Here is a 24,145-nt window from a genome sequence, read left to right as displayed (position 1 = left end):
AATCAGCCATTCAACGCAGGAATTTCAATGACCCACGTACCCCAAATCAAAATCCCCGCCACCTACATGCGCGGCGGCACCAGCAAGGGCGTGTTCTTCCGCCTGCAGGATTTGCCCGCCAGCGCGCAAGTGCCCGGTGCGGCGCGCGATGCGCTGCTGCTGCGCGTGATCGGCAGTCCCGACCCGTACGGCAAGCAGATCGACGGCATGGGCGGCGCCACCTCGAGCACCAGCAAGACGGTGATCCTGGCGAAAAGTACGAAGCCGGAGCACGATGTCGATTATCTGTTCGGCCAGGTCTCCATCGACAAGCCGTTCGTCGACTGGAGCGGCAATTGCGGCAACCTGTCGGCGGCAGTCGGCTCGTTCGCCATTGCCAGCGGCCTGGTGGACGCTGCGCGCGTGCCCGAAAATGGTGTCGCCACGGTGCGCATCTGGCAAGCCAATATCGGCAAGACCATCATCGCCCACGTCCCCGTGACGCATGGCGAGGTGCAGGAAACGGGCGACTTCGAGCTCGATGGCGTGACCTTCCCGGCCGCCGAAGTGAAACTGGAATTCCTCGATCCGGCCGCCGAGGAAGAGGGCGGCGGTGGCGCTATGTTCCCTACCGGCAACCTGGTCGATGACCTCGACGTGCCCGGCATCGGTATCTTGAAAGTCACGATGATCAACGCCGGCATCCCGACGATTTTTGTCGATGCGCAGGCCATCGGCTACACGGGCACGGAACTGCAGGACGCCATCAATGGCGATCCGGCCGCACTGGCCCGTTTCGAGACCATCCGCGCGCATGGCGCCCTGCGCATGGGTTTGATTTCCCACCTGGATGAAGCGGCGAAGCGCCAGCACACGCCGAAAGTGGCCTTTGTCGCCAAGCCGGCCAGCTATGTCTCGTCCAGCGGAAAACAGGTGGCAGCGGGCGAGATCGACCTGCTGGTGCGCGCCATGTCGATGGGCAAGCTGCACCACGCCATGATGGGCACGGCCGCTGTCGCCATCGGCACGGCGGCGGCCATTCCCGGCACCCTGGTGAACCTGGCGGCGGGCGGCGGCGAAAAAACCAGCGTGCGCTTCGGCCACCCGTCCGGCACCCTGATGGTGGGCGCGGAAGCGACGCTGGTCGATGGCGCATGGAGCGTCACCAAAGCCATCATGAGCCGCAGCGCACGCGTGCTGATGGAAGGTGTCGTGCGCATTCCAGGCGACGCGTTTTAGGCAGAAATACGCAGGCAGATGCTACACAGATCGTACACATAATGCGGCGGCCAGGCCAGTTGGCCCCGGCCCGACACAGATTGCACGCCTACCGGAGGAGACATGAATTTCGCAGCATTTTATCAACGCTCGATCGACACGCCAGACGTTTTTTGGCGCGAGGAAGCGGAAAAGATCGATTGGCATAGCCCATTTTCGCAAGTGCTTGATTATTCCCGCCCGCCGTTCGCCAAATGGTTCGTCGGTGGCACCACCAATTTGTGCCACAACGCCGTCGACCGCTGGGTTGACAGCCAGGGCGATGCCGCCGCGCTGATTGCCATCTCCACCGAAACGAATACCGAGCGCACTTACAGCTTCCGCGAACTGCAGCGCGAAGTGGAACGCTGCGCCGCTATTTTGCAGTCGCTGGGCGTGGTCAAGGGCGACCGCGTCCTGATCTACATGCCGATGATCGCCGAGGCGGCCTTCGCCATGCTGGCGTGCGCGCGCATCGGCGCCGTGCATTCCGTGGTGTTCGGTGGTTTTGCCGCCAACAGCCTGGCCAGCCGCATCGACGATGCGCGGCCAAAACTGGTGTTCTCCGCCGATGCCGGTTCGCGCAATGGCAAGGCGATCGCCTACAAGCCGCTGCTCGACGAAGCCATCCGCATCGCCGCGCACAAGCCGCAGCAGGTGCTGCTGGTCGACCGCCACCTGGTGCCGATGCAACTGACGCCGGGCCGCGACGTCGATTACGCGACCCTGCGCGAGCAGCACCTGGACGCGCAGGTGCCCGTCACCTGGCTCGAATCGAACGAGCCGTCGTACGTGCTGTACACCTCGGGCACGACGGGTAAACCGAAGGGCGTGCAGCGCGACGTGGGCGGCTATGCGGTGGCGCTGGCGTCGTCGATGCAGTACAACTTCTGCGGCAAGCCCGGCGAAACCTTCTTTGCCACCTCGGATATCGGCTGGGTGGTGGGCCATTCCTACATCGTGTATGGCCCGCTGATCGCCGGCATGGCCACCATCCTGTACGAGGGTTTGCCGATCTGTCCCGATGCGGGCATCTGGTGGAGCATCGTCGAAAAATACAAGGTCACGCGCATGTTTTCGGCGCCGACGGCCATCCGCGTGCTGCGCAAGCATCCGGTGGAACTGATGCGCAAGTACGACCTGTCTTCCCTGAAGGCGCTGTACCTGGCGGGCGAGCCGCTCGATGAAACCACCTCGCAATGGATCGCCGATGAACTCAAAGTAGACATCATCGACAACTACTGGCAGACGGAGACGGGCTGGCCGATCCTCTCGGTGGCAAAAGGCGTGGCCGATACGCCGACGCGCCTGGGCAGCCCGGGCATGGCCATGTACGGCTACCAGGTCAAGCTGCTCAACGAAGCGACGGGTGAGGAGTGCGGCGCCAACGAGAAGGGCGTGCTGGTGCTGGAAGGCCCGCTGCCGCCCGGCTGCATGCAGACGGTGTATGGCGACGACGAGCGTTTCGTCGAGACCTACTGGTCCACCTTCAGCGGCCGGCAAGTGTATTCCACCTTCGACTGGGGCGTGCGCGATGCGGACGGCTATTATTTTATTCTGGGCCGCACCGATGACGTGATCAACGTGGCCGGCCACCGACTGGGCACGCGCGAAATCGAGGAAAGCATCACCAGCCATCCGAACGTGTCGGAAGTGGCGGTGGTAGGCGTGGAAGACAAGCTCAAAGGCCAGGTGGCGATGGCTTTCGTGATCCTGAAAAACCCGCAGGGTTTCGACAGCGTTGAAGCGAAAGCGGCACTGGAACGCGAAGTGATGGCTGTGGTAGACCGCCAGCTGGGCGCCGTGGCGCGGCCCGCGCGCGTGCTGTTCGTGGCACAGCTGCCGAAGACGCGTTCGGGCAAGCTGCTGCGCCGCTCGATCCAGGCCATCTGCGAAGGGCGCAGCCCGGGCGACCTGACGTCGATGGACGATCCGGCATCGCTGCAGCAGATTCAGGCAGCATTGGTGTAAATGCCATGATGAGAATAGAGTTTATCAAACGATAAATTTTATTCTCAAATCCGGTCGCTTTCCTTGCGCACGACCCTGCCGACGATCAGGCATTCATTGCCGCGGCACAGCTTGCGGTGGTATTTGCGCTGGTCCGGGTTGTCCGAGGTCAGCCACCATTCTCCGATATCGCGCGCCATGCGCTTGACCACCGGTTCGCCTTCGTAATTGATGGCAAACACAATGCCATCGGCCGGCCGCTTGTCGGCCGTATTGATGATCACCACGTCGTCCTCGTACAGGGCCGGCTCCATGCTCTCGCCCTTGACCTTGATCGCCACCAGTTTTTCAGGGTGGTAGCCATTGCGCTCGACCCAGCTGCGCGGCACGCTGATGCTGCTGCCGTCGTGCGTTTCCGGTTCGATGGCAAAGCCCGTGATACCTGCCGACAGGCGCAATTTGACCTTGCGGATCGGGTAGAAGCGCGCATCTTCGCCATCGAGCACCACCACCGGCTGTACCTCACCGAGCGCGCGTGCCGCCAGCTCTGCCTGGTCGGGCGCCGCACCCTGGTCGAAGTACATGCTGTCCAGCTGCAGGTCAGCTTCCAGCTTGCGCGCGATTTTTTCGCTGAAGGCGCGTCCCTCGCGGTAGGTGGGCGAGAGGATTTGCGAGATGCGCGCCTCGCTCCAGCCGCTGACATCGGAAATTTTCTTGCGCGTGTTGTCGTAGTGCTCGCGGATCAGTGCCAGCAGGCGGTCGCGTCTGTATTGATACATATTCATCTCCACATTAAACCCGAAATTTACCGTTTGATAAATTACCAAATGCTTGACTTTAACATTAGCGATTGATAAAGTCCACTCGTTGCCTGTCGCAAACGCACTACAGCGTCTGCCGATGGGCGACACCACGGGAGGTCAGGCAGATGTTGAACAGCAGTCAGTTGGTGGAAAGCAGGGTGGCGCCGCGCCAGGGGCGCCAGTTACAGGGACGCAGCAAGAGGTCGCAGCTGCATATCGCCCGCATCGCGCAGTACATACGCGAGCAGGGCCAGGCCAGCGCGGCGCAATTGTCCGCCTTGCTGGGACTCGATGCGGGCACCATGAGCCGCTATTTGCGCCACATGTGCGGCATCGGACAGATTCACCTGGCGCAGCGCCATTGCACGGAGCCGGGTCGCCAGCGGCCCGCCCTGTACGCGCTGGGCGAGCCGGACGAGGAGGTCGACGGCTGGGCCGAACTGCCGCCGCAGGTGCGCCGCACGGCCAGTTGGTCACGCGGTGCGGCGCGCCGCGATCCGCTGGTGGCGGCCCTGTTCGGACCGGCGCAAGGGTAGGGCAGCAAGCCGCCTTCTCAAATGAATGACAGCAAGCAAGCTGCCAAGCGCAGCTTTTTTTTGCCGCAACTGAAAGCACATCATGCATATCGATATCACCGCCGCAGGGGCTGCCTGGATCAAGCTGCTGGGCGTCCCCTTGCTGGCCGCCTTCTTTGCCACCTTGCTCAGCTTCATGGTCATGTGGCCACGCAACTGCAAGGAGGCGCTCATCCGTATTTGCTCCAGCATCATCATTGCCACGTTTGCCGGCCCCGTCCTGGTGTCGGCGGTGCTGGCGTGGTGGCCCGGCTTGTTTGACAGCGCGCAAACGGTGGCGGCGCTGTATGGCTGTGATCCGGCCACGGGCTTCCTGTTCATTGCCGCACCGCTGATGGCGCTCGTCGGTTTGCCGGCGTGGTGGCTGGTGAGTGCCAGCGTGCGCTGGTTCGACCGGCGCCGCGACAAGGATATCGGTGAACTGGCGGCCGATGCGGCCGCTGCCGTCAAGGAGGTGCGAACGCGGCGCTGACGGCGCTGGCGTCCCCTTTTAGTGCATGCTCATGGCGGCGCGCCTGAAATCGGTGCGAAGGGCGAGGGCAGCATGCGCCTCATGCTGGTTTGTCGCCACAAACTGTATACAATTTCACCTGGCACGAAGCGTGCATGGCATACCTTGGTCATCCCATTCAAGGAGCTTCGCATGCCTCATCCACCGCCAGTGTGTTCCTGTCGTCCCGTTTCTCTCTTGCTTTTCCCTTTCACTTGCGCCCATCCGGGCCGCGGTAACCCAGGAAATGGAGCGTAAATGGCCTCTCACCGCTTGAAATCCATCCACCGCAGCGCTCCGGGCAGCACGCCTGCCGCGCCATCGCCCGTCGATGAAATCCTGCCAGCCGGCAAGCTGTTCACCCTGGGCTTGCAACATGTGCTCGTGATGTATGCGGGTGCCATCGCCGTGCCGCTGATCGTCGGGCGCGCCCTCAAGCTGCCGCCCGAGCAGGTGGCGGCACTGATCAGTGCCGACCTGTTCTGCTGCGGTCTGGTGACCCTGATCCAGTCCTTGGGCATCGGCAAGTACTTCGGCATCCGCCTGCCCGTGATGATGGGCGTGACCTTTGCCGCCGTCAGTCCCATGCTGGCCATGGCGAACAACCCGGCCCTGGGCATCACCGGCATCTTTGGCGCCGTGATCGGCGCCGGCGTGGTTTCCATGCTGATCGCGCCCTTCATCAGCCGCCTGCTGGCCCTGTTTCCGCCCGTGGTCACCGGCAGCATCATCGCCGTGATCGGCGTGTCGCTGATGCGCGTGGGCGTGAACTGGGCCATGGGCGGGCCGCCCGCCATGGCGCAAATTGCCGATCCCGCCTTCCTCAAGATGGCCGCTGCCGCCACGGCGGCCGGCTTGCCTGCGCCGCTTGGCCCCGTGCCGCTGATTGCCAATCCCGGCTACGGCGCGCTGGATAACATGGGCATCGCCTTTTTCGTGCTGGCCGTCATCTTGCTGGTAGCTAAGTATGGCCGCGGCTTCCTGTCGAATATCGCGGTATTGATCGGCATCATCGCCGGCACGGCCCTGTCGTTTGCGCTGGGCAAGGCCGATTTTGCCAAGGTGGCCGGCGCCAAGGCCTTTGCCATCGTCACGCCGTTCCAGTTCGGCATGCCGACCTTCGACGTGGTCGCCATCGTGACCATGAGCCTGGTGATGATCGTCGTCATGATCGAGTCGCTGGGCATGTTTCTGGCGCTGGGCGACATGACGGACAAGCGCATCACGCAGGACGACATCAGCCGCGGCTTGCGCGTCGATGGCCTGGGCACCCTGATCGGCGGCATCTTCAATACCTTCCCTTACACCTCGTTCTCGCAAAACGTGGGCCTGGTGGGGGTGACGGGCGTGCGCAGCCGCTGGGTCTGCGTGGCGGCCGGCCTCATCCTGCTCGTCATGGGCGTGATCCCGAAGATCGCGCAAACGGCCGAGTCCGTGCCGGCGTTCGTGCTGGGCGGGGCAGGGCTGGTGATGTTCGGCATGGTGGCCGCCACCGGCATCCGCATCCTGGCCGGCGTCGACTACAAGAGCAACCGCAACAACCTGTTCATCGTGGCCTTGTCGATCGGCTTTGGCATGTTGCCGCTGGTGGCAGAGCAATATGCGCAGCACATGCCGAAGGCCCTGTCGCCGTTGCTGCACAGCGGTATCCTGCTGGCCGCCATCGTTGCCGTGCTGCTCAATCTGTTCTTCAACGGCCTGGCTTCAAGCGAAAAAGCGAGGCAGCAGGCGCGCGAAAATAGTCACGGCAGCGATTGAGGCGCCGCCCTGTAGCATGAATGCGGATCAGCCGGACGGCAGCATCCTCAGCACCACGCAATTGCGCCCCGCATCCTTGGCGTGGTACAGCGCGGCGTCGGCCAGGCGCAACAGGGCGTCGGGATCGGCGGCGCCCGGTGGCGACTGGACCGCGATGCCGACGCTGATCGTCACCTGTGCCGCATCCGCACTCGCATGGGGGATGGCCAGCTCTTCGATGGCGCGCCGCAGCGCTTCGCCGATCTGGCGCGCCTCGTCTGCTCCCGTGTTCGGCAGCACGATCGAAAACTCTTCGCCGCCGTAGCGCGCCGTCAGGTCGCCCGCGCGCCGCATGCCGGCCGCCAGCGCCTGCGCGACCCGGATCAGGCATGCGTCGCCGGCCTGGTGGCCGTGACGGTCGTTGAAGCGCTTGAAGTAGTCGACATCGAGCATGATGACGGCCAGCGGCTGGCTGACGCGCGCGGCGCGCGCACATTCGGCGCGCAGCACGTCGTCGAAATGGCGCCGGTTCGACAGGCCCGTCAGGCCGTCGGTGATGGACAGGGTTGCCAGTTTGCGGTTGGCGTCTTCCAGCTGTTCCGTGCGTTCGGCAACGCGCCGCTCCAGGCTGTCATGCAGCCTGGCGCTGGAGATCGAAATCATCGCCTGTACACCGAGCATGCGCAGGAAGGCGACGCGCTCCTGCGTGAACGAGGCTTCCGCAAGCCGGTTCTCGAAGTACAGGATGCCGTCGATCTGGCCGCCGTGCCGGATAGGCAGGCACATGACGGCACGCGGCCGCCGCAACTGCACGTACGGGTCGGCGGCAAAGCGCGACACGCCCGTGATGCTGTCTTCGATGACCTCGGCGCCAGTGCGGATCACGTAGCGCAGCAGCGACAGCGGGAACTGCGGGTCGCTGGCGGCGTTCAGGTCGAGTCGCCGCGCTTGCAGGACGGTGATGCCGTCGCCATCGATATTGGCCTCCAGCTGGTAGCTGCCTTCGGACAGCAGCAGCAGGCGCGCTACCTGCGCACCGGCGTTTTCGCACACGATGGAAATGAGGCGTGTCAGCACATTGCGCAGGCCGACTTCGTTCGACAGGATCTGTGCCGCCTTCAGCAGCGACACCAGGTCGAGCGCGGAACTGCCGTGCGAGTGGGGGCCCACCTGCGACAGCGTGGCGCGGCCATCCATCCGTGACAGCAGCGCGGCGTGGCGCGCCCGCAGTTGCGTCACCTTGCCCTCTGCGCCCCACTGGCCGTAGTGCGCGATGGCGTCCTGGATGAAGACGCCGGCCACGCGCGCGTGGCCCTGCTCGGACCAGTATTCGCCGCACAGCTCATTGCCCAGCGCTTGCACGTTGACGTAGCCTGCCAGGCCGGCGGCGTCGATCGCCTGCCGGTAGTGGCGCGTGGCCAGCTGCAGGTCGTCCCGGTAGCGTGCCATCTCGGCCATCACCAGCAGATGTTTGGCAGCGCTATTGTCCGAGCCTTGCCTGGCCCACGCGGTGAGGCTCGCCTGCAGTGCATCGATCACGCTCAGCAAAGCGCCTGCATCGGGTCGCGCCGGGTCGCGCCGCAAGGCACGCAGCCATATCAGCGCGGCGTAGAAGCTCGACTCGGCAACCTTGGCCTGGCCGCGCATGATCTGGGTGACGATGCCGAGCTGGCCGGCCAGCAGCTCGGCGTCGGCGCCGTCGAACAGGTAGGCGTTGCGGATCTTGCCTTGCAAATAGTAGGCGCGGTACAGCTGCGAATCGCCATACTGTTCGAGGAAGCGCGCCTCGCTGAACGTCGCATCATCGTAGCTGTCGTGCCGGGGCAGGCGGCCCATCAGGCATTTGATCGGCTGGACCGCGGCGGCGGCGCAGCAATCGGCCATCGCCTGCTGGCCGTTGGCGCGCATCAGCGCCAGGTCATGCTCGATGTCGTGCAGCAGGTGCGGCAGATAGTCGCCGAGGATCATCCGTTCGGTGGCGCGCACGGCCGCCACCACGCCGACCTGCACGAAATCGGCGATTTCCAGCGCCCAGCCAAAGGCTTCTTCGTACAGGGCGTCGGAGCTGCGCAGCGGCTGCGTCCAGTGGCTGATGAGCGCACCGAACATCAGGCCCGTGAGTGTGCGCGTCTGCAGATTGGCACGCCGCCTGGCCAGCGCCATCGCCATCGCGCCGAAGTCGTAGCCGCGCGCCACGTCGCCGTCGTACAGCGCCAGCATCAGCGCGTAGCCGACATAGGCGACGGCGCTGAAATCGCTGTTCCCCCGTTGCATGGACAGCCGCGTCATCGACACCACCATCAGCGCGCTGAGATCCTGCTGGCCGGCGTAATAGCTGGCCATCCACAGGCCCTGCATCATCTGCATCGCGGCTACCGCGTCCGGCGCGCACATGTCGCCGGCCGCCAGCAAGGTGGCGGGCGCCTGCGTGCCAGGCAGCCGCCCGATATCGGCGAGGATGTCGTCGAAGCGCGCCTTCATCTGCGCCACGTCGTGTGGAATGTCGATATGCAGCAGCGCCAGGCCTTCGCGCAGCACGGCGATGGCGTCGAGCAGGCGGCCCTGCAATTGATACTGGTGCGCCTGGATGGCAATGCAGCGTACCTGCAGCAGCGGGTGCAGGCTGCGGGCGCGCACCAGCGGATAGATCGCCTCGGCGGCATCGAACTGCCCGCACAGGTACGCCGCTTCGGCCGCGCCCAGCTGCAGGTCGTGCCAGAGGTCGGCGTGGACGCTCCACGCCTCTGCCGGCAGCAGGCCCAGACCAATGCGCATGTGCTCCAGCGTGGCCTGGAACGCGGCCGAGCGTCGTGCCTTGATGCCAGCCTGCAAATTGAGCGCCGCCAGCTGCACGCGCTCGTTCGCATCGTCGAGCAGCGCACGGCCGGCGTTGAGCTGTTCGACGATCTCGAACAGTGTCTCGTCCTGCTGCCCCGGCGTGGCATGCAGCAGCAGGCGGCCGATGCGAAGATGGTTGGCCGCGCGGGTAGCGGCATCGGCGACCAGGTAGGCTGCCTGCTGCACCCGGTCGTGCAGGAAGCGGTAATGCACGCCGCTGTGGCCGGCGCGGGTGTCGTCATTGACGTATTTATAGCGTTCGTCGAGCGGCTGGACCAGTCCTGCATGCAGCGCCGGCCACAAGGCTTGCTGCGTGTGCCGGGGCGAGCGGTCCACTGCCAGCGCAAGCGTATCGAGCGTGAAGCGGTTGCCGCTGGAGGCGGCCAGTTGCAGCAGGTGCTGCGTTGCCGTGGGCAGGCGGTGGATTTTCTCCAGCAGCACCTCGACCACGTTGTCGGTATATTTGACCTGTTGTATCGCGCGCAGGTCCCAGTCCCAGCAATCGTCTTCGGCCCGGTAGCGCAGGTGGCCCGTCTCATTGAGCGTAGCGAGGAACTGGTTGAGGAAAAATGGATTGCCGGCCGTCTTGGTGTAGCAAATGCGGGTCAGTGGCGCGCAGTCAGGTGCCGCCACGCGCACGGTAGCGGCGACCATTTGCGCAACTTGCGCTTCGCTCAGGGGGCGCAAAAACAGCGTGGACAGGCGCACCTCGCGTGCGAGCAGCTTGTCGCGCAGCGCGATGAGGGGGTGCGCGGCGCTCACTTCGTTGTCGCGGTACGCGCCGATGAACAGCAGGCAGCATGTGTCGCAGGAGAGCATGAGCAGCTCGATCATCCGCAGCGTGGCCGCATCGGCCCATTGCAGGTCGTCCAGGAACAGCACCAGCGGATGCCCGGCGCAGGCGAAGACTTCGACGAAGCGAGGGAACAGGCGGTCCAGGCGCAGCTGGGCCTGAGCCGGCGCCGACGCGGGCACCGCGTCGGTGGGGCCGACGATCAACGCCAGTTGGGGAATCAGTTCGACCAGCACGCCGATGCCATCGCCCAGGGCGCCGTGCAGTTTGCCGGACCACTGCCGCAGCGTTGCTTCGGGCTGGCCCAGCAACTGGCGCACCAGCCCCTGGAAGGCCTGGATCAGCGAGGCATACGGGACGTCACGCTGGAGCTGGTCAAACTTGCCGGACAGGAAACAGCCGCGCCGGGCGACGATCGGTTTCTGCACTTCGTTGACGACCGCCGACTTGCCGATGCCTGAATGGCCGGCCAGCAGCAGCATCTCGCAGCGCCCCGCGGCACTGCGTTCAAACGCCGCCAGCAGCACGGCGATGGCATCCTCGCGCCCATGCAGCGTCTGCGGCACAAGGAAGCGGCCATTGTGGTCGGACAGCTTGAGCGCCTGCGCCGGCTTGTCCGCGCGGCATGCTTCGAGGTCGCTGCGCAGGCCTTGCAAGCTCTGATAGCGCTGATCGGCATTTTTTTCCAGCAGGCGCTGGATGATCGGCAGCAGCTGGCCCGGCAAGTTGGCGAGCGCCGGGTGCGACCAGTCGGGACTGCGGGCAATGTGGCAATGCACGAGTTCCATCGCGTCGCCCGCCTCGAACGGCGCCTGGCCGGCCAGCAGTTCGTAGAAGGTGGCGCCGAGCGCATAGAAATCGGCGCGCCAGTCGACCCGCCGATTCATGCGCCCCGTCTGTTCCGGCGCCATGTAACGCAAGGTGCCTTCCAGGGCCTGGAGATTGACGATGCCATGGCTTTCGTACGGCAGTTCACAGGCGATGCCGAAATCGGTCAGCTGCAGCAGACGCCGGTCGGCGTTCCACACCAGATTGGAGGGATTGATGTCCTTGTGGATCACGCCATGACGATGGACCGCTTCCAGCGCCGCGCACAGTTGCAGCGCGATGTCGAAAAAATCCTCCAGCGCCAACGCAGGCTGCGCCGGCGTCCTGCGCGCCGCCAGCTGCGTGCGCAACACTTGGTCGAGCGCCAGGCCACCGCTGTCTTCCTGCAGCATCGTCCAGCACCCGCCGTGTAACTGCAGCGCCAGCGGATGGACTACGCCAGGATGGCGGCAGCGGCGCGCGATCGCATACTCGCGCTTGAATTGCGCCAGTTGCTGAAAGGAAGGGAACTGCTGATTGGGCTTCTTGACGATCAGCGCAGTGCCATCGACAGCCCTGGCGCGATACACCCGCGAGCGGCCACCGCTGTGCAACTGTTTGATGATCTCGTGGTCGAAAAGGGAGCGCATGGGCTGGGCTAGCGTTACACAGACGGTTGCGGGAGCCTTGAGGCGCACATTTCGTGGTGTTACTTGATTGTAAGTATTATATCAGTAGGAAGTCGTGGAGTGAGGGCGTGGCACGTGGTGCGCTGGGCGGTGTTGTATAAAAGCCGGCAGGGCTGTGACGGCCGCGTGCCGGGCTTCACGCAGCAGGCTGACTAGATGTTTCTTGCGCGCTGCGGCGATGGTTTCGAAGTCCGGCACTTCCACCACGCAGGGTGCCGGCAACTGGCCAGGTCGATGGGGGCGCGTGCGACGCTTGCTTGTTTTACGGCCACGGCCAGGGTGATGGCTTGGCCGGACAGGCCGGCGTTCACGCAATGCATGATGCCAAAATGCGCGTGCGGACGCACGTGGTGGCGGGGTGCTTTCGCAGCTTTGGGCTTGAAATCAGGGTAAATTTCACGACGCCAGTTCTATAAAAGCTGAGGCCGTGTCCAAATGTCAGATCTGACCCCGGCCCCTTATTTTCCTCCCAGTAAACATCGGCCGCAATGTGAGTATCTCCGGATAAACACTGCAGGATATTACTGCGAGTTACATTGAAATAGAAAATTTTGCTATTGCGTTGACCGATTAAGTCCGCCCCCACCGAAGCGGCCTCTCTTGCCGTGCATTTATTGTCTCGTTATTTCAGATAAAATATGTCAATCGCCTTTGGTTTTTATGTAAGAGCTGGCCAAAACTGCCTCAAGTAATTTCGTGGCAAACCGATTGCCAGCCTCGATATAGCGATGATAGCGACCTTTATCAATATGGATTTTCTTACCTGGGATAGCGCCAAGTTCGGGTACTTTTTCCACTACTTCTCTGTCGGCGATACCACCACGATGCATTACACAATTACGTACGCAATACAGTTCGGCAAGTACTTTACTTTCCTCATTCCGCAACTGTAGTTCTACATTAATCTCCCCCAATAGCCAACAATACGCATCTATTACATTTGGTTGCTCTCGAGCGCTTCGCTCCATCCGCTTAAAGACCAGATTTGCACTCTCTTCACTAAGTTGCCCTACCGGAATGTCTGGTTTTCCTTTCGCGAAGCCCGCGATTATCTGTCTGGCCGTCGGTTCGTCATTTATTAGTACCGCTAACACTGTGTCTTCGACAGCTACTTCGATAGCGACCCACATGCTAAGTATTCCTTGAATATTTAATGCATGAAAATCCGCCGCAATTAGCTCGTGTGCTTTTTCTTCTATAAGCCCCTGCTGCTGTATCAGCCGGTTGTAGCTCGTAATCGTGGCGAGATCTTTCTTCTTAAGCACAATACTTCGAGCGATGGTTAAGAGCCCTCTTTGAGCGTTTGCTGCGATGACAGAGCGAGTCAAGAGTGAATTAAGCATCATTGCATCGGAAAGCAAATAAACACAGCGGCCCGCCGGGTCTAAAATCCAATTATATATTTCTTTAGTCATTGTTCATTCTCACTATTCCTCCCCCCGGGCGGGTTGCCGTCGTTAACTATTTAAATCCACCGCCGACAGGCGTCCCCGAGAATAGCAAATTACCAAACAGAAAACTACACGCATTGTCACGCCCTGGCAAATGCCTTCCCCATGCGCCAAACGTTCGTCGCCATGCCGAAAGGCAACTAGGAAAGCTGCTGCTGAGGCCGCCAGCACCGGCATGCCGGTTATCTGGCGCGCCCGCTTGAGCGCTTCCGGAGCGCACCCTGCGGCACGGCCAACCTGGACGGTGGCGATGCGTCCGACAGGTGCGCCATGCGCTTCAGGCAGGGCGCTGCGGCGGCGGCCACTGCTCCGCTCGATGCCTGCAGCAGCGCATAGCGTGCCGCTTGCCCTTCGGCCATGCGCGGTGCGTGGCAGGTCAATCCGGCCAGCGCGCCAAATTCGGCGACCGTGATGGCGCTGCCACTGCGGCAAAGGTCGGACGCCAGGCGTCGGCGACTGGCTGCCTGGACAGTTTGATCCAGGCCTGGAAGCGGCCATGCTGCACCTCCACCACGGCGGCGCTGTGCCGGCCGCGCGCGTCTTTGCGCGCAATGAGCTGGTGCCGCTGCAGGCGCAGTTCGAAGCGATCAATGTGGGCCGGCGTGGAAGTGGTGCGCTTCGCCCCGTATGACCTGGCCACAGGCGGGAAGGGCGCGCAATGAGCGACCATATCGACAACACCGACAAGATCATCTTTGCCGAGGTGGCGCGCGGCCTGGCCGCCGTGCGTGGCCGGCCCGCCCTGGTGGCGTATGGCTGCTGCCACTACTGCGACGAGCCGCTGGCGCCCGCGCTGCTGTTCTGCAATGTGGATTGCCGCGACGATTACGAGAAGGAGCAGGCGGCCAAGGCGCGCGCCGGCCGCACAGGGTGACCGCCACGCCGCGATAACCGGCAGGGCGGGGCCGCGACAGCCCAGCCGCGCCAGAGCGCCCCAGCCACCGCACAAGCCGCCCGCGAGGCGGCTTTTTCACATCCCGACAAATGATGTTGCTTCTTGAGTAAGAAAAAGACCAGTTTCAGCCCGGCGCGCGCAGTTGTCCCCCTCCACACCTACCCGCTATATAGGGCTCTTTTGACTCAAATTTGCGCCATGGCCGAAGGCGCATGAGGACCGGCGTGGCAGGGTGAAGAGGGGATGCGCGTTTTGACGCATTTTGACGCAGTATTTAATGACTTCCTGCTCTCACCACGTACGATCGCGCTATTGGGTTCTCTTTAGAAAATTTTTCTAAGTACGCGTCAAGCTATAAGGGACTGGTGCCACCTTTTTTCAAGAGTTTCGCTGCAACTCGAAACAAATCTGGCATGTCTAGGCGACCATCTTTTCGTACAAACATCACCCCAATTCGTTCTAGCGCCAAAAATAATTCGCGCTCTGAAACCTTGGTCTCGGTGGCGAACGGGGGAAGATATTTATGATCCTTTGCATCTTGTATCAAGATCGGTAACGTTTTTGCAGTTTTCCAAGCTTTGAAGACCTCGCTATCGTCTTGTGGCAGTAACAAACCCGCCAATGGAGCAAGAACGCCTTTGATCCATTTGAATTCCTGGTGCAGGTGGTCCACGCGAGTTTTGGAGGCTGCTCGAAGTCCGTGTCTAATTCCGTCTGGTGTAATGGCGCGGTCATCTGGTGGAGCGCCAAACTTTGCTGCTGAAATCATCATTCCCAAGAAGCTGCGCGGAGTAACCTCATTAAACGCATCGGCTAAGTGAACAACCGGCCAATCATAGGTTTTCCCTTTCTTGTAACCATTTGGTCCATCTGCCATATAAGTCCCCGCAAGTGCAGTCATAATTATTGTCTGTACATTGGAATCATATGCAGGAGTCCATTTTCTGGTCAAAATCGTGGATGATGTGCCGGAAGGAATCTTATTTTTTTGGAGTAATTTTTTAAAGGCCGGTTCAATGCTCAGGCGCGAGAACAACAACCCATACAAGTCTTCACGTGACCAAGTCAGTCGAACAGCACCAGTCCGTAACTTTGGAAGTTCGACAAAATGCAAAGCGTCATCATCGATTTGATCTGGCCGTATAAACAGTTTGACACGAAGATTTCTATAAGCGCGCATGGACCATACGACAGCCAAGAGTGCTTCGGTTAACATGCGCCTCCGCGGCCAACTTGTAGCCATAACGTCTAATGCATCGTAAACTACCAAGAGTACATTCTCTTGACTACGCAACCGCTCCTCATAACTTGCTAATAGAGCATCGCGCTCTTCAAAATTAGCTCCGACCTGCATTAATTCATTCCAAGACGATTTTTTCTTATTAGTAAGGCTACTTTCAGCAGCCTTAAGAATTGTTGCCCACCAGAATGCACGAGCTGTTTCTGGTCCAGAACTTATCGGAACATTCTTATCTAAGGCATCAACTGCTACGCCTCCGAGGCCGCCAACCAATCCGGTAAAACCAAATTCTACGAAAACTCGATCCAATTTTAGCTTAGGGTAGGCCTTTGCTGCAGCACGCCGCGTCTCTACTTGACCAAGTACTCCAGACCAAAAGCTCTTACCCGCACCGCGCGGCCCAACTACAATCGGTACGGCTGGATCTAGTGCTGTAGCATGGGTTTCTGGCGCATAGATTTCATCTAATCTAGGCGCATATGCCCCAACGGCGTCATTTGATACATCACCAGGAATTGCGGCAATTGCTGCACGAATCTGGTGGAAGTTATTAGTTGAATTACTCAAATTTTTCTCCAACGTGGCTTAGCATCACTGACTCCACTTTTTGTAATAACATGTGGTAAGGAGTCTTGTAAACTTGGTGGGTCATTAGCTGGTTTCGCCGATTTGGATCAAATAGAAAGAATTGGTCATCGTAAAGTACATGTAAAATATCTATGCTTTCGTCAGAAGAACCATCTTTAAGTTCTGCTTCGACAATTTCGGCATCATCGTCCCATGGGACATTACTAAAAGGTTCTGCGGCTGCAAAAAAACGATTAGATTTTTTCGTCTTGGAAATTAGTCCACACGTCTTGAATAATGCATCGCATCTAGTCGCAAAAGAAGATTCGTCATCTTCGCTATCAGTTTTCTTTCCTTGAACCATCGAAATGGTCGAGAGCCAATCTGCTTTCGCATCAGCAATTACATCAATGCGTACGAGATTACTAAGCAGTGCTTCATAACCATGAAAAGTTTGTGGTTCATCTAACCCGAATAAGAATACGTGAGCCCCCAAGCCTAACAGTGCCGATGCTGTAGTCTCATGTAAGCCTGCCCGCGCATCAACTAATATTGCGTCGTAGCGCCCTAATGCTGAGAAATAATCCGTGATCTCACTTACTTTATCGAGGAAAGTTGCAACATTTCCGTTGATGTCTACCCGCTCAGCATAGGCGCGACTGATTTTGCCAAGAATTTCACCGGGATTCTTAAGGGAGCGACGACCAAATGCTGGCACCACATCGATCCGTCCCTTCCTGTCAGCAAGTGCCGATGGCCCAATTAGATCAGCCATAAAACCATCTGAAAGTTTACCTAGTCCGATCTCAACCAATGCGTCAATCATTCCAAAATCGGGAGTAGTTCCATCGTCTAATAGCATGGATCCTATACCCGGTGCTTCTAAATCTAAGTCGATGATGAGTGTACTTTTTCCCTTTGCCGCAAGATCAGCCGCGACGATGGACAGGGCCGTAGTTCTACCTACCCCGCCTTTGATGCTGGCAAATACGAATCTAGATGGATCCGACTTTTCGGTTGTTGGAGCGCGCAGCCAATCCGCGCCAACTAGGCGCCTATCCAGCAGCCTTACCGAAATCCCTGCAGCGCTAAGTTTTAGAGAGCGTTCAGAGAACAGCTCGCTAACCCCGAAGTCGTCAATATCGGCAATCGGGCGATCAGCACGTGCATATGCTCCAAGTTCGCTTAACGCGAGCTTAGAAATGCGTGTGAGTATCTTTTTGGTCAGTTTGGTTGCTGAAAAAAATGATAACCGACCACTTGTGTCTCTCGAAAATAGGCCATCTTCTACAGCATTGGTGCCCAGTTCCTCGACAAGAAGTGAGACAAATTTAGGCAGACTGTCGTCAAAATAAATCATTCCATTAGGTCCCAATCGAATTCACCGTTTGATGTGCCTGTACCTGCCACTTCTTCACCCAAAGAGATTTGATTTGTTTCCCTGGGGCATACCGCATATCCGTGTTCCAGTGTTGAAGAAACTCTTGATTGTTCACAAATTGATGCAATGGAGAGCTCACGCGCCCCTTCAGTCGGTCTCGAAGCGCACTTTGAAGCTGAGGGTAATGCTGAAAAAAAGGGTCATCACGTTTTTGGGCTGCGGGTAAGGGTTTGATCCCTGCTTGAAGCATCATAGCCTTGACGGCGCACTCCGTTGCGATGCCATACAAATATCCCGCAACATCGCTTCGATCTGTCTTAATTAATTCCTCCGCTGCCGCAAAGTGCCTACGGGCCGAGTCTGGCAAATTTAAGGTGTATTTCATCAAGAAAGGTCCTATTACAGGCGGATAAAGTTTGCAGTTGCCGATTGTACTCGAACACCTAACCATATAACTCATGATTTAAGCATCTATTGATGCATCGTTATCAATATATTTTAGCTATTAAAATTTGTAATTCTGGCTGTGTGGTAGCGTTGTTTCATTCAGATCTTCGAAGTTCTGAGCCATCAGGGGAGCGTAAGTGCAACTCGGCGACGACTTCGATTAGGCTGCCCAGGAGTCAAACGACAATGGTCACACGCTCCTTCCCTAGCATTACAATTTGTTTTAGCGTGTCAGGACTGTAGTTCTTTGAATGAATCGTAATTTGCGTTCCATGCGCCTTTGAAAGCATCACGATCTCCTTGAGTGTATCAGGAGAGTACCCGCCGTCAGCGAATGTCATGTTGCAGCCGAGCATAATAAGGTCTTTTGCAGCTGCGGGAGATAGTGCCATGATAGCCTCCAAAAAGTTGAGTAGATTGCATCATCGCTCTGCTACCGAATAATGGCAAGAGGAAGTAAAAATTTCCATCGTTGATCCATGAGTCGGTCCTTTGTGTTGTGATCGACGCATAGATTTCCTAGAGATAGAACATGGCGAAAGACAGGTATTAGGAGCGATTTAGACGATTTTTCTTTCGCAGGTAAAGCGTAAGTCCGGATGCTAGCTATGTCGAGTATGTCCCATGTCTATTGCTTATTTGCCTCATACCTCGTTAGCTTTTGGAGCTAGCCGAGCTTGGCAGCCATATCCTCGGCGCTCTCGTTGTAATAAATCTGGAGCATGCGCAAATCCCTGTGGCCGACCATGCGCGCCAGGTCCAGCACGTTCAATTTTTTGGCCAATCGCGTGATGGCCGCGTGCCGGCTGTCATGGAAGGTCAGTCCCTCGATGCATGACCGTTCGCGCGCTTTGCGGAACAGAGCATCGAGCGAGGCTGTGGAAATGCCGAACAATGGCGCCCCGCCGGAATCCGGCAGCAGCGCTAGTAGTGCCAGCGCGCGCGTCGATAGCGGTACGTCTCGCCGCACGCCGTTTTTATTGATCGAGGCTGGCAGGCGGGCGACGGCGCCGTCAACCCAGGCGGGCATCAGTCCGCAAATTTCCCCGGCCCGCATGGCCGTCTCGATGGCGAATAGGTAGGCGACCGCCACGGCCTGGCTCTTCGTCGTCGCAGGCTCGTCGGCGAAGCCAAGTGGGTTGCACAGGCGCTCGATTTCATCCTCGGTAGGAATGCGTTCGCGTGAGGCGGCGGGCTTGGGGCGGCGCACGTCGCTGGTCGGACTGGCCGCAAGCCATTTCCATTCCCTGCGCGCAGTGGTGAAGACGTGCGACAGCAAGTTTAGCTCGCGATTCACGGTGGCGCCAGTGACCTTGCTTTCCCCGGTCATGCGTTGATCGCGCCAGGCGCCGAGCAGTTCAGGTGTCACGTTGGCCAGTTTGATGTCTTTAATCTTCTGGCCGACGATGACCACTTCGCCGATGGCGTTGAGGCGCAGCCTTTCCCAGCGCTCGCCGCGCTTGTGGATGGATACTTCTTCCAGATACCTGTCGAATGCGTCGCCGCAGCTTTTCCCGATGACGATACCACTGTCGGCGCCGCGCCGGATTTCGGTTAAGCGTTCCGACGCCCAGGCCGCAGCCTCTGCCTTCGTGCTGAATGTTTTAGATTCCCGTGTGCCGAGGATGGCGATTTCTGCCCGCCAACCGCCAACCCGTTTCCTGAATGAAGCCATGCATCCCTCTCGTTGAGGCGTAATCATGGCGTAAATTTGGCGTAATCGCTACTGCTTTTTGTCGGGTTTAATCTGGATTAAGTGAAATGCTGGGACGTAAAAAAAGCCACTAACCCGTTGATTATATTGGCTTTAATGGCTTTTTTGATGTTTCTGAATTCTGTGCGCTGGTGCCCGGAGCCGGAATCGAACCGGCACGCCCTTACAGGCGGGAGATTTTAAGTCTCCAGTGTCTACCAGTTTCACCATCCGGGCAGCGCGGCGAGATTCTAGCACAGGTGATGCGCATCACGCCATCTTGTGCCTGAGCCAGGCTATCCGGTTTGCACCGGACAGCCTGATTTTATCTACCCCCATCAAAACGTCGCCTTGAACTGCACCCCATACGTGCGCGGCTCGTTGACGATGCCCGTCAGGTTGTTGAATTCGATGGCGCCCAGTGCCTGGACCTGGTTGGTGATGTTGCGGCCGTATGCCGAGAGTTCGTAGCGGTCCCATTTGTAGCCGACGCGCAAGCCGCCTTCCAGCAATTCCTTGGCTTTGTATTCCTTCGCTTCATACAGGAAGAAGTTGTAGCTGGTGCGGTAGGCCCAGTCCGTGTAGGCGTAGAACTCGCCATTGGCGAGGGGGATGCTGTATTTCAAGGTGAAGTTGGTTTGCCATTCGGGTGCGCGCGGCAGCGGGTTGCCGTCGATGTAGGCCGTGCCCACGAAGGGGCCGACGGGGTCGGTGACGGTGCAGCCGCTGGCGGGAGTGTTCTGGGCGTTGCCGCAGCTTTGCACGTACAGCTTTTTGTCCTGGATCTCGGTGTGGTTATAGCTGCCGCCCAGGGTCATGCTGAGCGAGTCGCTGAGGTTGGCCTGGAAGTCCAGCTCCACGCCCTGGCCGGTGGCCTTCTCGGCATTGAGCAGGCGGTTCATGTTGACCACGCCGCTGCCGGCCGTCAATTGCTTGTCTTTCACGCGGTACTGGAATACGGCCAGGCTCAGGCGGGCGCGCTTGTCGAACAGGTCTTGCTTGATGCCCGCTTCCACCGACAGCACTTTTTCGGCGCCGGCCTGCGAGGGGCGGTCGGCCAGGCTGTTCAGGCGGCCCTGCATCGATGGCGCGCGGTAGCCGGTGGCGATGCGCGCGTAGGCGTTCGTTTCCGGCGTCAGCACATAGGTGCCGCTCAAGTCCCAGCTGACGTTGTGCGAGGTGTCATGCAGGTTGAACGGGCCGGCCGTGGTCGCTTCCACGCGCTTGGCCGAGAAATCCTTCTTGTCGCTCGTGTAGCGCAGGCCGGCGCGCAGTTTCAGGGCGTCCGAGACCGTGTAGTTGAGCGAGCCGAAGGCCGCGTACGACTTCGAGCTCTGGTTTTGCGTGGCGTAGGCGCTGTTTTGCGGATTGCCGGGAGCCAGGCTGTCAAAGCTGATGCTGTCGATCTGGATGTCTTCCTTGAAGTAGAACAGGCCGCCTATCCATTGCAGCGGGCCCTTTGCGCTCGATTCGGCGCGGAATTCCTGCGAAATCTGCTTGTGGTTGGGAATCACGTCGGCTGTTTCCACGACGAAAGGAATGAAGCCGGGGCCCATCGGCGGCGCGTACACGGCGCCATAGCCGCCGTCGACGTCGGCGCGGCTGAAGAAATCGAGTTTTTCGTAGCCGGTGATCGAATGCAGGGTGACGCCAGGCAAGTCCCATTTCAGGCGCATGCTGCCACCCTTGGTTTTCAGGTGCTGGCGGTTGATGCCATCGGTAGGGTAGGAGCCGTAATCGAAATTGTCGACCAGGTCGTTGGTGCCCTGTTTCAGGATGTTGGCGCGAAACAGCGTCGCCGTGCCATCGAGGTTGCGCGCGTGCACGTTGAACAGGGCGGTGAAGTCGCGCGTGGGCTTGACCAGCACTTGCAGGCGGGCGGCGCTGTCTTCATAGCCTTCGAAGTCGCGCGTGCCGGTCGGGCGCGGGTTATGCACGCGGTCGCCGCGGCGCTGCGTCTGGCCGGAAAAGCGCAGGGCCACGGTGTCGCTGACGGGCACGTTGAAGGCGCCTTCCAGGTTCTTCATGCCATCCTTGCCGAAGCCGCCGCTCAGGTAGCCTTCCGTATTGAAGACGGGCTTGGCGGAATCGAACTTGATCACGCCGGCCGGCGAGTTACGGCCGAACAAGGTGCCTTGCGGGCCGCGCAGCACCTCGACCTGGTCCACGTCAAACACGGGAAAGCCTTTCAGCATGGCGTTTTCCTGCACCACGTCGTCCATCACCAGGCCCACTGGCTGCGAGGCGTTCAGGTCGAAGTCGGTGTTGCCCAGGCCACGAATGTAGAAGCGGGGAAAGGTACGGCCGTAATCCGATTCGACCGAGACGCTGGGCGAGCGGCTGTTGAGGAAGCGGATGTCGGCACCGCCGGCCGTCAGGGTGTCGAGCTTGTCGCCTTTCAGGGTGGCGATGGACATGGGTACGTCCTTGATGTTTTCCGCGCGCCGCTGTGCCGTCACGATCACCGTTTCCAGTTGGCCAGGGCCGGCCTGTGCCGCTGGTGCGGCCGGCGCCGGGGCGCTGTCCTGCGCCATTGCCTGCAGGGGAAAGGCGGCAGTGATTGCCAGGGCAATCAGGCTGTGGCGGATGGTGCTGGCGTGTGTGCTGGCATGCGGTGTCATCATGAAACGGCTCCTGTCGGTCAAGGTTGTTCGTAAGGTCCAGGCAGGCGCAAGTCCGCTAGACGAGAAATTATGCTAGCACGGAAACTTTTGGTATTCATGCCATTTGTCGGGCAAGATTATTTATATGCGTTTCGACTCAATACGTGAATAAAATCGTATTTGTTGTCAATATCTGGCGGGTGCATAGTGGGGGGCCGGCAGGCTGGTGCCAGCGCAAAGGATGGCTTGGCCATCGAAATTTTCCCCTGCGCCAGCGCAAACATGCCGCTGCCATGGCGTGCCAGCGCACAGTGTGCAGTGCGGAAAATACGACAGTTCCCCTTTTTTCTTTCTGCCATGCGATGTTGTTGTGTTGCGACATCATGGGATGGCATCTTGCCTGCCAGCTGCTGGGCGCGGCGCATGCATGGACAATGATGTTGCGACCAGGTAGTTACAGGCAAGATCTGGCGTAGAATGTAATTTATTGCAAATTAGAAACTTATATTTCTACCATGTTAATCTTATCCGCAAGTGCGCCGCCCGTTGACGGCATCCGGCTTTCCGAACTGATCGCCGCCCTGAGCCAGGCCCTGGACATCACGGAGGGACAGCCAGAAGGCCATTGCATCCGCTGTTGCTGGATCGGCATGCATGTGGGACGCGAACTGGGCATGGCGGATGAAGACCTGTGGAATCTGTATTACACCCTGCTGCTGAAGGACCTGGGCTGCAGCAGCAATGCCGCGCGCATCTGCGAGCTCTACCTGACGGATGATCTGTCTTTCAAACAAGGCTTCAAGACGGTGGGCGACAGCTTGCCGCAAGTGCTCAAATTCGTCCTCAAGCACACGGGCCTGAAGGCGGGCCTGGCCGAGCGCTTCCGCGCCGTGATGACGATCTTGCGCGACGGCGCGCACATCGCACAGGAGCTGATCGCCACGCGCTGCCAGCGCGGCGCCGACATCGCGCGCCTGCTGCGCTTTCCGGAATCCGTGGCACAGGGCATCTACAGCCTCGACGAACACCACAATGGCCAGGGCAAGCCGGACAAACTGGCAGGGCAGGCGATTCCCTTGTTTTCGCGCATTGCCCTGCTGGCACAGGTGATCGACGTGTTTCATACGGCCGATGGCGCGCGCGCAGCCCAGGCCGAAGTGCACCAGCGCGCGGGCAGCTGGTTCGACCCGCAACTGGTGCAGGCGTTCGAGCGGGTGGCGCAGTCGGCCGCGTTCTGGTCCATGTTGCGCTCGCAGGACCTGACGGCCGCCGTGGCGGCGCTGGAGCCGGCCAACCGTTCCGTACCGGTGGACGAGGACTATCTCGACGACATCGCTGCCGCGTTCGGTCAGGTGGTCGATTCGAAAAGCCCGTACACGAGCGGGCACAGCGCCCGGGTAGCCTTGTATGCGGACATGATCGCCGAAACCTTGGGCGTGACGCCGGAGCGGCGTCGCTGGCTCAAGCGGGGTGCCTTGCTGCATGACGTCGGGAAACTTGGCGTCAGCAATAGCGTGCTGGACAAGGCCGGCAAACTCGACGCGGATGAGTGGCTGGCCGTGCAGCAGCACGCACACTATACGGAAACGATTTTGTCACGCATTGATGCGTTTGCCGAACTGGCTGTCGTGGCCGCTGCGCACCATGAGCGGCTCGATGGCCAGGGCTATCCGCGCGGCTTGACGGCCGACGACATCAGCCTGGAAACGCGCATCATCACCACGGCCGATATTTTTGACGCCATCACGGCCGACCGGCCATATCGGGGGCCGATTCCCATTCCGAAGGCGCTCGAGATCATGGCCGAGACCGTGGGCACAGCCATCGACGCCCAGTGTTTTGCCGCCTTGAAAGTGGCGCTGGAGCGCTTGCCCGACCTCGCGTAGCCGGACAGCGAGTGCCTGGTGGCGTCAGCGCGGGCTGGCGTGTTGTTGCAACGTGACAGGGGAG

The 24,145-nt window shown here is 59.9% G+C and carries 18 protein-coding genes and 1 tRNA gene; 8 read left to right on the top strand and 11 right to left on the bottom strand.

What is annotated here, in order from left to right:
• The first annotated feature begins 27 nt into the window (after window positions 1-27).
• Window positions 28-1,218 (top strand): 2-methylaconitate cis-trans isomerase PrpF, encoded by a 1,191-nt coding sequence (prpF, locus tag C8C92_RS18315; protein WP_116744876.1) that lies wholly within the window; start codon window positions 28-30, stop codon window positions 1,216-1,218.
• 102 nt (window positions 1,219-1,320) lie between these two features.
• Complete coding sequence (locus C8C92_RS18310) at window positions 1,321-3,207, top strand: propionate--CoA ligase (RefSeq protein ID WP_116744875.1); 1,887 nt, start codon at window positions 1,321-1,323, stop codon at window positions 3,205-3,207.
• A 44-nt stretch (window positions 3,208-3,251) separates the two neighbouring features.
• Here the strand turns inward: C8C92_RS18310 and C8C92_RS18305 are convergent, their stop codons facing one another.
• Window positions 3,252-3,965 carry a S24 family peptidase gene (locus C8C92_RS18305; RefSeq protein ID WP_116744874.1) on the bottom strand — a complete coding sequence of 238 codons (714 nt, stop codon included), beginning with the start codon at window positions 3,963-3,965 and terminating at the stop codon, window positions 3,252-3,254.
• A gap of 149 nt (window positions 3,966-4,114) precedes the next feature.
• On the opposite strand from C8C92_RS18305, the gene C8C92_RS18300 reads away from it, so the two are divergent.
• The 3 genes from C8C92_RS18300 (at window position 4,115) to C8C92_RS18290 (ending at window position 6,812) form a co-directional block, all read left to right on the top strand.
• Window positions 4,115-4,525: a hypothetical protein gene (locus tag C8C92_RS18300; RefSeq protein WP_133250795.1), complete on the top strand. Its 411-nt coding sequence runs from the start codon at window positions 4,115-4,117 to the stop codon at window positions 4,523-4,525.
• Between the two features lie 82 nt (window positions 4,526-4,607).
• A complete protein-coding gene (locus C8C92_RS18295) occupies window positions 4,608-5,036 on the top strand; it encodes a hypothetical protein (RefSeq protein ID WP_071076698.1) in 429 nt (142 codons plus the stop codon).
• 276 nt (window positions 5,037-5,312) lie between these two features.
• Window positions 5,313-6,812: a nucleobase:cation symporter-2 family protein gene (locus tag C8C92_RS18290; RefSeq protein ID WP_243420271.1), complete on the top strand. Its 1,500-nt coding sequence runs from the start codon at window positions 5,313-5,315 to the stop codon at window positions 6,810-6,812.
• 27 nt (window positions 6,813-6,839) lie between these two features.
• On the opposite strand, the gene C8C92_RS18285 is transcribed toward C8C92_RS18290, so the two are convergent.
• Both C8C92_RS18285 and C8C92_RS27310 read right to left on the bottom strand, forming a co-directional pair.
• Complete coding sequence (locus C8C92_RS18285) at window positions 6,840-11,879, bottom strand: diguanylate cyclase (protein WP_116744872.1); 5,040 nt, start codon at window positions 11,877-11,879, stop codon at window positions 6,840-6,842.
• A gap of 680 nt (window positions 11,880-12,559) precedes the next feature.
• Window positions 12,560-13,333, bottom strand: a complete 774-nt coding sequence (locus C8C92_RS27310; RefSeq protein ID WP_133250794.1) for a hypothetical protein — start codon at window positions 13,331-13,333, stop codon at window positions 12,560-12,562.
• A 532-nt stretch (window positions 13,334-13,865) separates the two neighbouring features.
• Between C8C92_RS27310 and C8C92_RS27995 the strand changes: the two genes are divergently transcribed.
• Window positions 13,866-14,000: a hypothetical protein gene (locus tag C8C92_RS27995; protein ID WP_279340936.1), complete on the top strand. Its 135-nt coding sequence runs from the start codon at window positions 13,866-13,868 to the stop codon at window positions 13,998-14,000.
• A 27-nt stretch (window positions 14,001-14,027) separates the two neighbouring features.
• The gene (locus C8C92_RS18270; RefSeq protein WP_116744870.1) at window positions 14,028-14,243 is read left to right on the top strand and encodes a hypothetical protein; all 216 of its coding nucleotides are present in this window, start codon (window positions 14,028-14,030) and stop codon (window positions 14,241-14,243) included.
• Window positions 14,244-14,616: 373 nt separating this feature from the next.
• Here the strand turns inward: C8C92_RS18270 and C8C92_RS18265 are convergent, their stop codons facing one another.
• The 8 genes from C8C92_RS18265 to C8C92_RS27305 form a co-directional block, all read right to left on the bottom strand.
• Complete coding sequence (locus C8C92_RS18265) at window positions 14,617-16,071, bottom strand: hypothetical protein (protein ID WP_116744869.1); 1,455 nt, start codon at window positions 16,069-16,071, stop codon at window positions 14,617-14,619.
• A complete protein-coding gene (locus C8C92_RS18260) occupies window positions 16,064-17,431 on the bottom strand; it encodes a hypothetical protein (RefSeq protein WP_116744868.1) in 1,368 nt (455 codons plus the stop codon). The genes C8C92_RS18265 and C8C92_RS18260 overlap by 8 nt, the downstream gene beginning before the upstream one ends.
• A 4-nt stretch (window positions 17,432-17,435) precedes the next feature.
• Window positions 17,436-17,837, bottom strand: coding sequence for a hypothetical protein (locus tag C8C92_RS18255; protein ID WP_116744867.1), 402 nt, complete (start codon window positions 17,835-17,837; stop codon window positions 17,436-17,438).
• 238 nt (window positions 17,838-18,075) lie between these two features.
• A complete protein-coding gene (locus tag C8C92_RS18250) occupies window positions 18,076-18,291 on the bottom strand; it encodes a hypothetical protein (RefSeq protein WP_133250793.1) in 216 nt (71 codons plus the stop codon).
• Window positions 18,292-18,566: 275 nt separating this feature from the next.
• Window positions 18,567-19,574: a site-specific integrase gene (locus C8C92_RS18245; protein ID WP_116744865.1), complete on the bottom strand. Its 1,008-nt coding sequence runs from the start codon at window positions 19,572-19,574 to the stop codon at window positions 18,567-18,569.
• Between the two features lie 168 nt (window positions 19,575-19,742).
• Window positions 19,743-19,829: transfer RNA gene (locus C8C92_RS18240), tRNA-Leu, on the bottom strand.
• 101 nt (window positions 19,830-19,930) lie between these two features.
• Complete coding sequence (locus tag C8C92_RS18235) at window positions 19,931-22,213, bottom strand: TonB-dependent receptor (RefSeq protein WP_116746018.1); 2,283 nt, start codon at window positions 22,211-22,213, stop codon at window positions 19,931-19,933.
• Between the two features lie 119 nt (window positions 22,214-22,332).
• On the bottom strand, window positions 22,333-22,620 hold the full coding sequence (locus C8C92_RS27305; protein ID WP_133250792.1) for a hypothetical protein: 288 nt from the start codon (window positions 22,618-22,620) through the stop codon (window positions 22,333-22,335).
• Between the two features lie 90 nt (window positions 22,621-22,710).
• On the opposite strand from C8C92_RS27305, the gene C8C92_RS18230 reads away from it, so the two are divergent.
• Complete coding sequence (locus tag C8C92_RS18230) at window positions 22,711-24,081, top strand: HD domain-containing protein (RefSeq protein ID WP_116744864.1); 1,371 nt, start codon at window positions 22,711-22,713, stop codon at window positions 24,079-24,081.
• Window positions 24,082-24,145 lie beyond the last annotated feature (64 nt).

This window comes from Janthinobacterium sp. 78 (assembly GCF_003096775.1).
GTDB classification, from domain to species: domain Bacteria; phylum Pseudomonadota; class Gammaproteobacteria; order Burkholderiales; family Burkholderiaceae_D; genus Janthinobacterium; species Janthinobacterium tructae.
This window is presented reverse-complemented; position numbering and strand designations above follow the sequence as displayed.